We start from the raw sequence: 13,486 nt of genomic DNA, 5'->3' as shown, positions 1-13,486 counted from the left end.
CGCGCCGTGCTCATGGTCGAGTGCCAGACGACGGCGAGCCGGCAGTGCCGAGATCCCAATACAGTCCGGCCATCATGGCGAGACCTTCGCGGGCGATCGCAACCGGCAGATGCTCGTTCGGAGCATGTTGCGAGCAGCCTGGATAGGAATGAGGCACCCAGATCGTGCGCAGGTCGAGGACCTCCGAGAAGATGTCGTTCGGCAACGATCCGCCAATATTCGGCAGGATGGCGGGCTGCTTGCCCGTCGTCTTGCTGAGCGAGGTCGCCGCCCATCTAACCCACGGATCATCCGGATCGAGACGCGTGGCGTTGAAGATTTCGTCCTCGCTCTCGGCGATCCGAACCATTGGGAACCCGTGCCGATCGAGATGACGACGCAGCGCCGGCAGGACCTCGTTTGAATCGACCCCGACGACGAAGCGCAACTGCCAGCGCGCCCATGCACATGGCGGAACCGCATTGACGGGTGTTTCAGGAACTCCGGCCTTCATGGCAAGTACATCGAATGAGCACCAGCCGAACACCTGCTCGGCTGGCGTCAATCCTGGCTCACCCCATTCAGGATCGATGGTTGGCCCATCCAAGCCTCCGTCAACCTCGCAATCGGTTAGCGCTCGGCGGACAGCCGCCGGAAGCTCCTTCGGCACCCATTCATGAATCCGGATCTGACCGGTGGGCGATGTGATGGATGCGAGGGCATGCGCAAGCTGGATCGCCGGATCTGACAGAAGCCCGCCCCAGTTGCCGGAATGGTGGCCGCCCTGGCGGGCATTGATGGTCAAATCGAAGGTGATGACACCGCGGGAGCCGAGAAAGACGGTCGGCCGGTCGGCGATGAGGCGCGGCCCATCCGATGCGATGAGAACGTCCGCCGCCAGAAGATCTCTCTGCTCCTGACACAGCTCGCGCAGACCGGGTGAACCCGCCTCCTCGCCCATCTCGATCAGGAACTTGGCATTGAAACCAAGCTTTCCACGTGTCTCCAGCACGGCGCGCAAGCCAGCGATATTGATGGCGTGCTGGCCCTTGTTGTCGACGACGCCACGTCCATACCAGCGCTCATCGCGCTCGGTCAGCGTCCAGGGAGACAGTCCTTCGCTCCAGGCTTTGTCGAGCCCCCGGATCACGTCACCATGGCCATAACCGAGAACCGTCGGAAGTGACCGATCCTCGATGCGCTCCGCGAACAGGAATGGTCCCTTTGCTCTCGGATGGTTCAATATCCTGCACGCGAAGCCGAGGCTCTCCAGGAGCGGCCACATCTCCCTCTCGATATAGGCCAGGAGAGTTCCGGCGCGGTCCGGGCTCTGGCTTTCCGTCGGCATGGCGACAAGGCGCGCGAGATCCGCCTTGAAGGTACCCGAATCAAAGTAGGTCTCGGCCCTGCTGATGGCGGCTTCGCGGGTCATAGAAGGTGTCCTCGGCATGCTGTGATTCAATCGATCGCTCGGAGAGCCCGCCAGCTTCGAAAATGAAGTCTGGCAGAGTTTCCGGCACATCATGAACTTCTGCTTTGCGCTTGCAAGCAGACTCAGGCGCAGGGTCTAACAGGTGTAAGTTCCGGAACTTCAGGGCTGCCCCAGCCGGCCCAGCCAGCTACCGGCTCGGGCAGGCAACCGAGAAAAGAGGAACGGCCTTGTCTCATCGGAACACAAGCGGCAGATAAAGCGCACCGACGGTACAGGTGACCGTGAGTACCGGTCAGCCTCTTGCACCGGCCGCAGATGCTATTGGCTGCTCATTCAACGGATTGCCCTGGCATGCTTAGCCGTGAGCATTACCTGCTGGAGGAAGCGGAGCCTTAACCGCAGATCCAGGCAGGAGGGATGATCCATGCGAGCGAAAATTCTGGCATGTGCGGCAGGAGCGGTTCTGTCGCTGGCCGCCTGCAACACGGTGACGCGCGGGGTCGAGGAGACGGTGATCATCAGCGCCAGCCCAGCCTCCGCCCGGATCCGGACGTCTCTTGGGCACGCATGTCCGCGCTCGCCTTGTCCCGTGAAGGTCAGCCGAAAGACCGAGTTCACCGCCTATGCGGAAGCCCGAGGGTACCGATCCGGGGCCCTTCTTGTGAAACCAGTGCTCACCGATCAGGCCGCTCCAGGGGTGCTGGGAAACGCGATCCTGCCCGGCGGATCACTTGGTCTCGTCCTGGATGCCGCAAACGGGGCCATGCTGGACCACAAGCCGAATCCGGCTCACATCGACCTCGTGCCGGTGGGCCGGGCCAGAATCCGCTAACCTGCCAGAGAGATAACGTCCATCAGCGGTGAAACACCCAGCCCTTGAGTTGCGGGATAGGCTCATCGGCGGCCGCGCTGTCTGGACGAGGGACATACCCACTGACAAGGGACTCCGCCTCTTCCAGGCGTGCCGCAATCAAGGGCGTCCAAAAACCGTAGGTTCCGTTGCGACGAGAAAGGGCTTTCTGCTGTGTGAGCCTAGCCGATTTGCGTCGTAGATTGGCCAGGGAATGACCGAGGAGGGCGATGATCGTCAAGGAACGGACTCCTTCATGGGAATTCTGTGATCCTTGAGCGTTTCCTTCACGCTATATGGCTATTTGCCCGGTAATTCCAAACAGTGAAGTCCGCATGTTTGTCATGCAGGCAACACATGATTGCATGGACTTCCGTGTAGTTCCTATCCCCGGCGGGTTCAGTGCGACGGGAATGGCGGGCAGAAGCACATAGGATCGAAGGGAATCACATACCCCCTTCGATCCCTTCGATTGCTTTCGACGTGCGAACGGTTACGAAGCCCTAAGAGGCGCGGGGCGCTGCCGTATAGAGATCTGCGAACCGGTCGCGCAGCACGTTCTTCTGCACCTTGCCCATCGTGTTGCGCGGCAGATCATCGACGAAGACGACCCGCTTGGGCAGCTTGAATTTCGCCAGGCGTCCGTCGAGTGCCGCCAGGACCGTCTTTTCATCGACGGCTGCCTCCTTGGAGCGGACGACGACCGCCGTCACGCCTTCGCCGAAGTCCTTGTGCGACACGCCGATCACGGCACTCTCGAACACTCCTGGAATGGCATCGATCTCGTCCTCGATCTCCTTCGGATAGACGTTGAACCCACCGGTGATCACGAGATCCTTGCCACGGCCGAGAATGTGCACGTAGCCGCGTTCGTCGATCTTGCCGAGATCGCCCGTGATGAAGAAGCCGTCGGGGCGGAACTCTGATGCGGTCTTCTCCGGCATGCGCCAGTAGCCCTTGAACACGTTTGGGCCCTTCACCTCGATCATGCCGATCTCGTTCGTCGCCAATTCCTCCCCGGTATCCGGGTTGGTGATGCGCACCGATACGCCGGGCAACGGCAGGCCGACGGCGCCGGGCACCCGGTCGCCGTCATAGGGATTGGAGGTGTTCATGTTCGTTTCGGTCATGCCGTAGCGCTCGAGGATGGCGTGGCCGGTGCGGGCGCTCCATTCGCGGTGGGTCTCGGCCAGCAGAGGCGCGGAGCCCGACACGAACAGGCGCATGCCGGAGGTCGCCTCCCTGGTGAGGCCGGGATGCTGCAGCAGGCGCACGTAGAAGGTGGGCACGCCCATCAGGGCGGTGGCTTGCGACATCAGCCCAAGGATCTCGTCCGCGTCGAACTTCGGCAGGAAGATCATGGACGCGCCGGAGAACAGGGTGACATTGCTGGCCACGAACAGCCCATGGGTGTGGTAGATCGGCAGGGCGTGGATCAGCACATCGTCCGCCGTGAAGCGCCAGACTTCCTTCAGGGTCAGCGCGTTGGAGACGAGATTGTCATGAGTCAGCATCGCCCCTTTGGAACGCCCGGTCGTGCCCGAGGTGTAGAGGATCGCCGCCAGATCATCGCCGGCCCTCTGCACCGTCTCGAACGCATCGGGAGCATCGGCTGCCGCATCCATCAGCGTGCCCTGCCCTTTGGCGTCGAGCGTTTCGACTACAGCTCCGACCTTCGCGGCGAGTTGTTCGACTCCTTCCCGCTTGCCCGGATCGCAGACGACGAGCGACGGCTCAGCATCGCCGATGAAGTATTCCAGCTCGGCCAGCGTATAGGCGGTGTTGAGAGGCAGATAGACAGCACCGGCCCGGACGGTCGCCAGATACAGGACCAGGGCGGGCACCGACTTCTCGACCTGGACGGCGACACGGTCGCCGGGCTTGACCCCGCGGGCGGCCAGCACGTTGGCCAGCCTGCCTGACTGGGCAATCAGGTCGGCATAGCTAACCGTCTCCCCGGTCGGTGTGGTGATGGCAGTCTTGGTGAGCTCGGCGATCGAGCGTTCGAGCCGGTCGAACAGGTTCGCATTCATGGCATGGGCTCCGAAGCGAGGGTCGATGATGGACCCGATCAAAATGTTTGGGAACGTTGCGGTCATGGCGTCGGCACCAGATCGCGGGAGGGCAGATCGGCCCGCAAGGCCTTGCGGACGCCAGACGACGCAGCGACCACGCCTTTCTCGGCGAAGGCCTCGTGGTTCCTCTCGATCTCGTCGAGAGCGTAGAGGTAGTTGACCATCAGGCCATGCGACTGCTTGAGTCCCTTCGGAGACACATCGCCGAGGAAGTTCAAGCGCTCGAGCCGCGCCCCGTTGCCGAGATGGAACCGGGCCACCGGATCGACGGGACGACCTTTTGGATCCCTGGCCTTCAGGAAGTAGTACGCGGCGGCCGACAGAAGCACGTCGCTGACCCTCTCCGCCTTCTCCGGATCATCGCTCCAGGCGGGCTCATCGAGGATGCCGAGGATCTCCTTCGACGCAGCATCGAGGCAGGCGGACTCCTCCGTCTTGCGCTCACGCTCCAGCCAGCGTGCGAAGCCCGGGACGGGCGAGAGCGTCACGAAGGTCTTGAGGTTCGGCAGCTCGCGCTTGAGGTTCTCCACCACCTGCTTGATCAGGAAGTTGCCGAAGGTCACACCGCCCAGGCCCTTCTGCGTGTTCGAGATCGAATAGAACACGGCGGTCGTCGCATCGGTCGCAGCAATTGGAGTGCGGCCCAGGTCGAGCAGCGGACCGATCGCACCGGGGATCTCCTTGGTCAGCGCGACCTCGACGAAGATCAGCGGCTCGTCGACGAGCTGCGGATGGAAGAAGCCGTAACAGCGCCGGTCATCCGGCTGGAGGCGGTTACGCAGGTCGTCCCAGTTCTGGATCGCATGCACCGCCTCATAGCGGATGATCTTCTCCAGGATATTGGCAGGCGTGCTCCAGTCGATCGGTCGCAGCACCAGAAACCCCCGATTGAACCAGGATGAGAAGAGATGGGTGAAGTCCGCGTCGACGCATTTCAGCTCCGGATGCTCGGGCAGGTACTCGAGCAGCTCCTCGCGCATCCGCACCAGGGCCGAGGTGCCGCCGGGAGCCAGATTCAGGCGCCGGATCAGTTCCTGCCGTCGAGGCTCCGCCGCGGCATGCAGGCCCTCGAGCGCATCCGTTCCCTCATCCTGGCGCACTGCTTCGATGGCAACCTCGATCCGGCGGCGATCAGGCCCGAAGCGATCCGCCAGCGCCTGGAGAAACGCGAGGCGATCCGCGCTCGGCGCGGCGCCGTAACTCGCCAGCAGAGTTTGCGCGAGCGCCACCCCTGAGGCCTCGCCTCTGCGCGAGAGCAGCATCTCACCCACGGCGGGGAGAGCGTCCTTGGCGACGATCTCTCGCGCCGCTTTCTGACCGAGCAGGGAACGCCCCCGCTCGGTCAGCGTGTCTATCAGGTCAATCAGGAATGCAGGCGCTGACTCCAATCCAGCCATTGATCGAGAAAGCTTCACGTTCTCCTCCTTCATCCACATCAGACGATCAGCCTTAAAGCACGACGAACAGGGCCCAGACGACGATCGGCGCGACCACTGTCACAATGGCGCCATAGGCCATGAGTTTGCGGAAGAACGCTTCTCGGTCGACGCCCTGAGCATTGGCCAGGACAAGAGCACCATTGGTCGAGAAGGGGCTCACATCAACGATAGTAGAGGCGACAGCCATGGCGGCAATGAAGCCGATCGGACTGACGCCGGTTCCCGATTGCAGGAACGGAACGGCAAGCGGGATAAGTGATCCAAGGACCGCCGTCGAGGAGGCAAAGGCGGAGACGACTGCGCCGATGAAGCACAGCAGGAGTGCAGCCAGCATCGGAGAGGCCAAGCCAGCGACGCTGTCACCGACAAAGGAGATGGTGCCCATCTTCTCGAGCACGACCACGTAGGTGCTCACGCCTGTGATCAGCATGATCTCCGGCCATGAAACCTGTCCCATGGCGCGCTTCTGCAAGTTCGGCGCGATCAGCGACAGGCCCAGACCGATGGTGATCGCCACGAAACCGATGTCGAGATTGAAGGCCAGGGTGAGCACCGCCAGCAGAATGAGGCCCCCGAGGGTGAGTACCCGATACCAGTGCGGCCCCTCGGCCGGCGTCTCACTGACATCGCCGCTCGCGAGCGGATCGTCGCGACGATCGCTGAGTCTCCTCTCTTCAGTCAGGGCTTCCGACTCGGCGTCGCCATAGACTTGGGGACCGGCCTGCGGGATCGTCACGGCAACATGCGGAACAGCCAGCGCCAGATTTCCGGCTGCGCTCGGAACCGCCGCAGGAGCCACGGACACTGGTGCCGGAGTGGCGGCCATGGCGTTCGGGCTGGCCTGCTGGCCTGCCGACACATCCGCCCTGGCCTGAAGGAGCCTGCGGCCGCCGAGAGCGAAGAAAAGCAGAACGGCAACGGCCAAGTTGACGCCGAAGCTTGCAAGGAAGGTCACGATCTCGTTGAGCGGCAGACCGGCCTTGGCCACGATCCGGTTGGTGATGCCGCCATAGATGCTGATCGGCGAGAAGCCGCCGGCCTGAGCGCCGTGGATAACCATCAGGCCCATGAGCAGCGGATTGATGCTGTACTTCAAGGCAAAGCCGAGCGCGATCGGCGCGATAATCGCAACCGCACCGGGGCTGACCGCGCCGACGGATGTCAGAACGGCCGAGATTCCGAACATGATCCATGGGATCGCGGCAATCCGACCCCGCACGGCACGAATTGCCAGCCGGACGAGCCAGTCGATGGTACCGTTGTTCTGAGCAATGGCGAAGAGAAAGGTGATCCCGACCAAGGTCAGGAACAGGCCGCCGGGGAAGCCGGCGATGATGGCGCTGGTGGTTTGGCCGGCGACCAGGGTTCCGACCAGGAAAGCGCCGACGAAGGCCAGCACCCCCATGTTGATCGGCAGGATCGTGGCAACCACGAACATCGCCACGAGAGCGTAGATTGAGATCAGCTGTGGTGACATGGCACCCGCTCCTCTGTTTCCTCCCCTGCGTCGGGCGGACGAGCAGTTTAGAGCAGCTCGCGGGGACTGCGCAGGCGGATCCCTCATTGACCTTGCATGAAAGACTGCGCGTGTTTGCATTATATGTCAATGATCTTGTATACAAGAAATCACTTGTGAGATTATACGCACCTGCTGTATGATGCCCATGAGCAGGACAAGTACTATGCGACGCGCTCAAGCCTTACGGGATGTCCTCGAGCAGGACATTGTCACGGGCAAGTTCCGCCCCGGCGACCGACTCGATGAGCAGAGCTTGGCGGCTCGGTTCGAGGTTTCACGGACCCCGATCAGAGAGGCCTTGATGCAGCTTGCCTCTACCGGCCTGGTGGAATTGCAGCCGCGCCGGGGCGCGTTCGTTGCCTCGCTCAGCTTCAAGGACGTCGTTGAGCGGTTCGAGGTGATGGCCGCCCTTGAGGGGATGTGCGGAGCGTTAGCGGCTCGCCGCATCACAGAACCCATGCAGCGGGAGCTTGAAAAGGCGCATGAGGATTGCGTCCGGGAGGCGTCGCAGGAGAACGCAGACGCCTATTACTATGCCAACGAGCGCTTCCACCACGTCATCTACGAAGCCTGCCAGAACGCGTTTCTGGCGGAGCAGGCGCAACACCTGCATGCCCGTCTTAAACCCTATCGGCGGCTTCAGCTTCGGGCCCGCAGCCGTGTCGCGAACTCACTCGCGGAACACCAAGGCATCGTTGATGCGATCCGTGCCGGGGACGGCGACCGGGCCGAGCGGCTCCTCCGGGAGCACATCCTGATCCAGGGCGAACGCCTGGCCGACTTCATTGCCAGCTTTGATCGCGCGGCCTAGTCGCCGGACGGTCCCTAGCGAGTTCCGGCAGGGTCAAGCCGCCGAGGAGTGTCGCGCACGAAACTGACGAGGACGCGAAGGATGTCTCCTGATCTGCTTTCCCGCCGCACGATTGCCTTCGTCAACATCGCACACGCGCTCGATCACTTCGTCCTCCTGATCTATCCGACGGCCGTGATTGCCATCGCGGCAGAGCGGCACCTGTCCTATGCCAGCCTCATCGGCCTCTCGACCGGCGCCTTCGTGGCCTTTGGCCTGTTCTCGCTCCCGATGGGTTGGATCGCTGATCGCATGGGACGCCGGAACCTGCTGGCGATCTTCTTCGGCGGCTGCGGGATCGCGTGCCTCGGGCTGTCGACGGCGAACGCGCCGATCATGTTCGGCATCTGGCTCTTCGTGCTCGGGGTGTTCTCTGCGATCTATCACCCGATCGGCTCTACGATGCTGGTAAGCCATACAAGTCAACTTGGACGGGATCTCGGGATCAATGGGGTATGGGGCAATCTCGGTGCGGCCTTCGCTTCAGGAATTACGGCCCTTCTGGCCGCAAGCCTCGGCTGGCGCGCTGCCTTCATTCTTCCCGGACTTGTTTGCCTTCTTGTTGGGATTGCCTTTGTCAGCCTTGTGCCCGGCGATGGGGATAGTCATGGCAACTCCGGCGGTAGCAAAGCCGTGATCCCGGTTGCACGTCCGATGACGCTTTTCCTGCTGTTTGCGACGGCGGTCGTGGCAGGCGGCATGACCTTCAATATCACAACAATCGCACTCCCTAAGATCATCGACGAGCGTGCCGGCGTCTCCCTGCCACTTGTCCTGATCGGATCCCTGGCCACACTCGTGTTCGTCTTCGGAGCGCTGACGCAACTCCTGATGGGGCGCCTCGTCGACAGATATACACTTCCGAGGATCTTCGTCGGGCTCTCTATCCTACAGCCACTTGGGCTGGGCCTCGCCGCTCTGACAACCGGGATTCCCATGCTCGGCGGTCTGGTCCTGGCCATGGCGGCGATTTACGGGCAGGTTGTCATCAACGATGCGATGGTCGCCCGTTACGTTCCGGCCCAGTACAGGGCCAGGGCGTTCAGCGTTCGCTACTTCCTTGGGTTCACGACGAGCGGCCTCGCCGTCCCGCTCATCGCGCTCCTTCACGGGATGAGCGGGTTTACCCTTGTCCTGAGTGTGGCAGCCACCTTTGGAACGGTAATCTTCCTTTGCTCTGTCGGATTCCTTCTGGCGGCGCAGCCTTCATCGAAGCCAACCAGCCTGCCAGTTGGCTGATACCGAGTGATGACCTTGGCGACTGAGATGCTGTAGGTCGCAACTCCCATCTCGGCATACTCGGCATGCGCGAGGCCTGGGCGGATAGCGCTGGCGTTGATGTAGATGGGTGTGCCCGGAAAAGCTTCCATGACCCTTCGCGTCTCTTCGCGGTTCTGGAGTGCCACAACCATCAACATATCGACGCCGGCCTTCAGATAAGCCTCGCAGCGCCGAAGCACCTCGTCGACACTTCCGCCAATGGCCACCCTGGCGTCCGTGCGGGCGATGACGACCACATCAGGATCAAGACGATCACGCTCGGCTATGGCCGCGCGGCCGCTGCGTGACAGTCGCGGTCGACGGTATGGTCTTTCACACCCCAGTCCATGTCAGTGACGAGGTGTCCGTCTACGCCGACCTGATTTCTACGGGACGCACATCCATGAAGTTCCGGGTCGAGGCCTGGCGCCGCTCCCGCGATGGCGACGAGCAGATCAAGGTGACACAGGCGGTCTTCACGTTCGTTGCCATCGACAGCGGTTCCCGTCCCCGTCCATTGCCGCCCGGGTGAGCCACATAGAGAGATTGGCTTCTGAAGGTCTGCTCGGGATCAGGCAGTGGAATTCGCCGACTTTTCGGAATGCCTGGCGCTCCCAGCGAGAGCAGACAATCGGCGCACGTCAAGGACGTGCCATTCGGAGACCTTACAGGTCCATGATTCATGTTCAATTTTGCGGAAGGCCGTTTATGGAACCAGGTTTCCAATCGAGGGAAATCATCCGCTCTTCGCCCAAGACGAAGGCTGGCCATGCACCAGCTTAAAGAAAGCTGCCCCTTCTTTCGCCAAAACCGAAGGATGACTAAAAAACATCCGCATTGCGCCGCATCGACCCGTGCGTAAAGGAGGCCGGACGATAGAGCAGCATGATTGTTGGCTGCTCGGGGTTCCGCACTGGACTGCGCCTTCGCACTCGAATTTGCAAGCTGGGTCAGTTGATGAATGATACGCTGCTTCTGCTGCTCGCCGGCTTGCTCGCGGGCAGCATGAACGCCCTGGCGGGTGGGGGCTCTTTCGTGTCCCTGCCTGCACTGATCGGCGCCGGAGTGCCTTCGGTCAGCGCCAACGCCACCAGCACGGTCGCATTGTTTCCGGGTGGCCTCGCCAGCACCTGGGTCTATCGGGACGGCCTGACAGGCGTGTGCGGCGTGCCTCTCGTGCCGGTCGCGATCGTCACGCTGGTCGGGGGACTCGTCGGAAGTCTGTTGTTGCTGTGGACGCCAGCCGCCCTGTTCGATCAGGTCCTGCCGTGGCTGCTGCTCGTCGCCACGATGATGCTGGCTTTTGGTCGGCAGATCGGGCCAGCGCTTCGCGCGCGCTTTCGGGCCGGCCTTACAACGATCCTAAGCCTGCAATTCCTGCTCGGCATCTACGGAGGCTATTTTGGCGGTGCGGTCGGGCTGATGATGATGGCGGTTTGGAGCATTCTCGATGGAGCCGAGGTCAAGGCGTTGAACGCGCCGCGCACGTTGATGGTGAGCGCCGCCAACGGCATTGCCGTCCTGGCTTTCATCATTGCTGGCGCTGTTGCGTGGACGGCCTGCCTCCTGGTGGGGCTCGGTGCTATCGCAGGCGGATGGTGTGGTGCGCATATTGGGCGGATCCTGCCTCCCACGGTTGTTCGGGCAGGAACGCTGCTGCTGGCCGCTGGCACCACGATGGCGTTCTTCATGCGGGCATATGTTTGACCCTGCTCCCTATCTTGAGAACGGGCGGCCTAAGGACCGCTCACACGGGCGGCGTCCTTTCGAATTTGTCGATCCGCGTAGATTTCCTCGATCAAACGCTTCAGCCAAGTCGTTGCCGGATCGGTCGCCATCTGCCTGTGCATGATCAAGGATATCGGCATGGACGGGAGAGCAAGTGGCGCCTTTACCAAACTCACCTCACTGTTCCCATCGAGAAGCAAGCCAATGCTGTCGGCACAATGCGTGATCAAATCCGATCCCCGCAGAACCCAAGGTATGACCAGGCAATTAGGGATCGTCGCCGCGACATGTCGTTGAAGCCCTATCTCGCGGAGTGCCATGTCCACCAAACCTTCCGATAGACCGTCGGCAGAAATCTGAAGGTGCGTGGCCTCCAGATATCTCTCAAGGGTCAAAGGTCCACGAAGAAGTTCGCTGCCGCTCCATATCGCACAGACCAAGTCGTCCCAGCCGACTTCAGACACCGTCAGATTCTGGTCGTGCCGGTCGAAATTGGGGATGATCGCACAATCCAGTTTCCTCGTGAGCACCAGCCGACCGACCTCCTCCTTCGAAGTGGGCAATATATTGAGGGTGGCATGCGGGGCCTCAGCCCGAAAGCGCTGGCTCTTTGACAGACCTGTCGTCACCCACGCCCGTCATGGCCGCCCATGTTGCGGCCATCCACGTCTTGGGAACATCAACATGGATAAAACGTGGATGCTCGGGAAATTTCCGGGGACGAGGCCCGGGAATGACGGCGAGGGATGCGGCGCTTGTTTTGCTCGCCGCAAGAGCGCCCTCACCCAACGGCACCTCCCACGCTCTCATCACCCACAGGGCATCGCGATCCTGCTGTCACGATCTGACAGCATCCCGTGCTAAGTTCGGCCCATGTCCCGCGTCGAACGTCTTTTCGATCTTTTGCAAATCCTCCGCCATCACCGCCGCCCGGTGAGCGGGGCGGTGCTGGCGCGTGAGGCGGGGATTTCGCTGCGCACGCTTTATCGGGACATCGCCTCGCTCCAGGCCCTGGGCGCGCAGATCGAGGGCGAGCCGGGGCTCGGCTATGTGCTCAAGCCCGGCTTCCTGCTCCCTCCCCTGATGTTCTCCACCCAGGAGATCGAGGCGCTGGCGCTCGGCCTGCAATGGGTCGGGCGGCGCACCGACGAGGAGATGGGACAGGCGGCCCGCAACGTCATGGCCAAAGTCGCCGCGGTCCTTCCCGCCGATCTTCGCGAGCGCATGGAGGACGATGCCATGGTCGTCGGTCACGGCTGGGATCGTCCGCAGGTGGTCGATCTCGCGCTTCTGCGGCGCGCGCTGAACGAGGGCCGAAAACTGTCCCTCACCTATACCGACGAGAAGGGTGCACGCACCGCGCGGATCGTCTGGCCCGTGTCGCTCGGCTTCTTCGAGACGACCCGCGTGCTGGTGGCCTGGTGCGAGCTGCGTGAAGGCTTCCGGCACTTCCGCGCCGACCGGATCGAGGCGGCGGAGATCCTGCCCGAGCGCCTGCCCCGGCCCCGCCGGCAGCTCATGAAGGAATGGCAGAAAACGCTACTGCCAGAATCTGACAGCACCATGCGCTATTCCGTCTCCCGTTCACACAACACCAGGGAGACACCCATGAGCACACAAACCATGAGCGCAGACCTCGTCTTCTATACCCATCCGCAATCGCGCAGCGCCATCGTGCACTGGATGCTGGAAGAGATCGGCCGTCCCTACACCCTCAAGGTGCTGGACTTCACGACCACGATGAAGGCGCCGCACTATCTCGCCATCAATCCCATGGGCAAGGTGCCGGCGATCACGCACGGCAAGACCGTCGTGACCGAGGTCGCCGCCATCTGCGCCTATCTGGCCGATGCCTTCCCCGAGGCGGGCCTTGCGCCCGAGCCCCGGCATCGCGGCGATTACTACCGCTGGCTCTTCTTCACCGCCTCCTGCCTGGAGCCCGCGGTCTCCAACCACGCCAGCGGCTGGGATCCCGCACCCGACATGGAAGGCAGCTTCGGCTACGGCTCCTATGCGCGCGTGCTGGATACCCTCTCCGCCTGGCTGAAGGACAGGACCTATGTGGCGGGCGATCACTTCACCGCCGCCGATGTCGTGCTCGCCAGCCACCTGCAATGGGGCATGATGACAGGCATGATCGAGAAGCGCGCCGCCTTCGAGATCTACAGCGAAAGACACGTCCATCGCCCCGCAGCGAAACGGGCGCACGAGCAGGCCGAGACGCTGACGGCGCAGCAGGCGTGGAAAGCGGCTTAAGACCCCCCTGAACCGCTTGGAGAAATCACCTCCGAAATGCAAAAAGCCCCGCCGGATAAGCCGGCGGGGCGGTTTAGCACATCGTGCGAAACCGGAGA

General features: G+C 62.3%; 12 protein-coding genes and 1 pseudogene. 6 read left to right on the top strand and 7 right to left on the bottom strand.

The window, feature by feature from the left end:
- Positions 1-10: 10 nt before the first annotated feature.
- On the bottom strand, positions 11-1,411 hold the full coding sequence (locus tag JO965_RS10215) for a M20 family metallopeptidase (protein WP_203443519.1): 1,401 nt from the start codon (positions 1,409-1,411) through the stop codon (positions 11-13).
- 424 nt (positions 1,412-1,835) lie between these two features.
- Here JO965_RS10215 and JO965_RS10210 point away from each other — a divergent pair, with 424 nt between their 5' ends.
- A complete protein-coding gene (locus JO965_RS10210) occupies positions 1,836-2,243 on the top strand; it encodes a translation initiation factor 2 (RefSeq protein WP_203443518.1) in 408 nt (135 codons plus the stop codon).
- A 22-nt stretch (positions 2,244-2,265) separates the two neighbouring features.
- On the opposite strand, the gene JO965_RS10205 is transcribed toward JO965_RS10210, so the two are convergent.
- From JO965_RS10205 to JO965_RS10190, 4 genes are all read right to left on the bottom strand, one after another.
- Positions 2,266-2,502: a hypothetical protein gene (locus tag JO965_RS10205; protein WP_203443517.1), complete on the bottom strand. Its 237-nt coding sequence runs from the start codon at positions 2,500-2,502 to the stop codon at positions 2,266-2,268.
- Positions 2,503-2,764: 262 nt separating this feature from the next.
- Entirely contained in the window at positions 2,765-4,294 is a 1,530-nt protein-coding gene (locus JO965_RS10200; protein WP_203444131.1) for a malonyl-CoA synthase, read from the bottom strand.
- A gap of 62 nt (positions 4,295-4,356) precedes the next feature.
- Complete coding sequence (locus tag JO965_RS10195) at positions 4,357-5,733, bottom strand: malonyl-CoA decarboxylase (RefSeq protein ID WP_203444130.1); 1,377 nt, start codon at positions 5,731-5,733, stop codon at positions 4,357-4,359.
- Positions 5,734-5,785: 52 nt separating this feature from the next.
- Entirely contained in the window at positions 5,786-7,252 is a 1,467-nt protein-coding gene (locus JO965_RS10190; RefSeq protein WP_203443516.1) for an SLC13 family permease, read from the bottom strand.
- Positions 7,253-7,457: 205 nt separating this feature from the next.
- Here JO965_RS10190 and JO965_RS10185 point away from each other — a divergent pair, with 205 nt between their 5' ends.
- Positions 7,458-8,105 (top strand): GntR family transcriptional regulator, encoded by a 648-nt coding sequence (locus JO965_RS10185; protein WP_203443515.1) that lies wholly within the window; start codon positions 7,458-7,460, stop codon positions 8,103-8,105.
- Between the two features lie 81 nt (positions 8,106-8,186).
- A complete protein-coding gene (locus JO965_RS10180; protein ID WP_203443514.1) occupies positions 8,187-9,383 on the top strand; it encodes an MFS transporter in 1,197 nt (398 codons plus the stop codon).
- Between the two features lie 74 nt (positions 9,384-9,457).
- Here JO965_RS10180 and JO965_RS49305 read toward each other — a convergent pair.
- Positions 9,458-9,661: pseudogene (locus JO965_RS49305) on the bottom strand (isocitrate lyase/phosphoenolpyruvate mutase family protein); the annotation flags it as partial.
- 47 nt (positions 9,662-9,708) lie between these two features.
- Here JO965_RS49305 and JO965_RS10170 point away from each other — a divergent pair.
- Together JO965_RS10170 and JO965_RS10165 are read left to right on the top strand one after the other, a co-directional pair.
- A complete protein-coding gene (locus JO965_RS10170; protein WP_246776797.1) occupies positions 9,709-9,936 on the top strand; it encodes an acyl-CoA thioesterase in 228 nt (75 codons plus the stop codon).
- A gap of 425 nt (positions 9,937-10,361) precedes the next feature.
- A complete protein-coding gene (locus JO965_RS10165) occupies positions 10,362-11,111 on the top strand; it encodes a sulfite exporter TauE/SafE family protein (protein ID WP_203443513.1) in 750 nt (249 codons plus the stop codon).
- Between the two features lie 29 nt (positions 11,112-11,140).
- On the opposite strand, the gene JO965_RS10160 is transcribed toward JO965_RS10165, so the two are convergent.
- On the bottom strand, positions 11,141-11,761 hold the full coding sequence (locus tag JO965_RS10160) for a LysR substrate-binding domain-containing protein (RefSeq protein WP_203443512.1): 621 nt from the start codon (positions 11,759-11,761) through the stop codon (positions 11,141-11,143).
- Between the two features lie 244 nt (positions 11,762-12,005).
- Between JO965_RS10160 and JO965_RS10155 the strand changes: the two genes are divergently transcribed.
- Complete coding sequence (locus tag JO965_RS10155) at positions 12,006-13,388, top strand: HTH domain-containing protein (RefSeq protein WP_203443511.1); 1,383 nt, start codon at positions 12,006-12,008, stop codon at positions 13,386-13,388.
- Positions 13,389-13,486: the final 98 nt, after the last annotated feature.

This window comes from Microvirga sp. VF16 (genome assembly GCF_016864375.1).
GTDB lineage: Bacteria > Pseudomonadota > Alphaproteobacteria > Rhizobiales > Beijerinckiaceae > Microvirga.
This window is presented reverse-complemented; position numbering and strand designations above follow the sequence as displayed.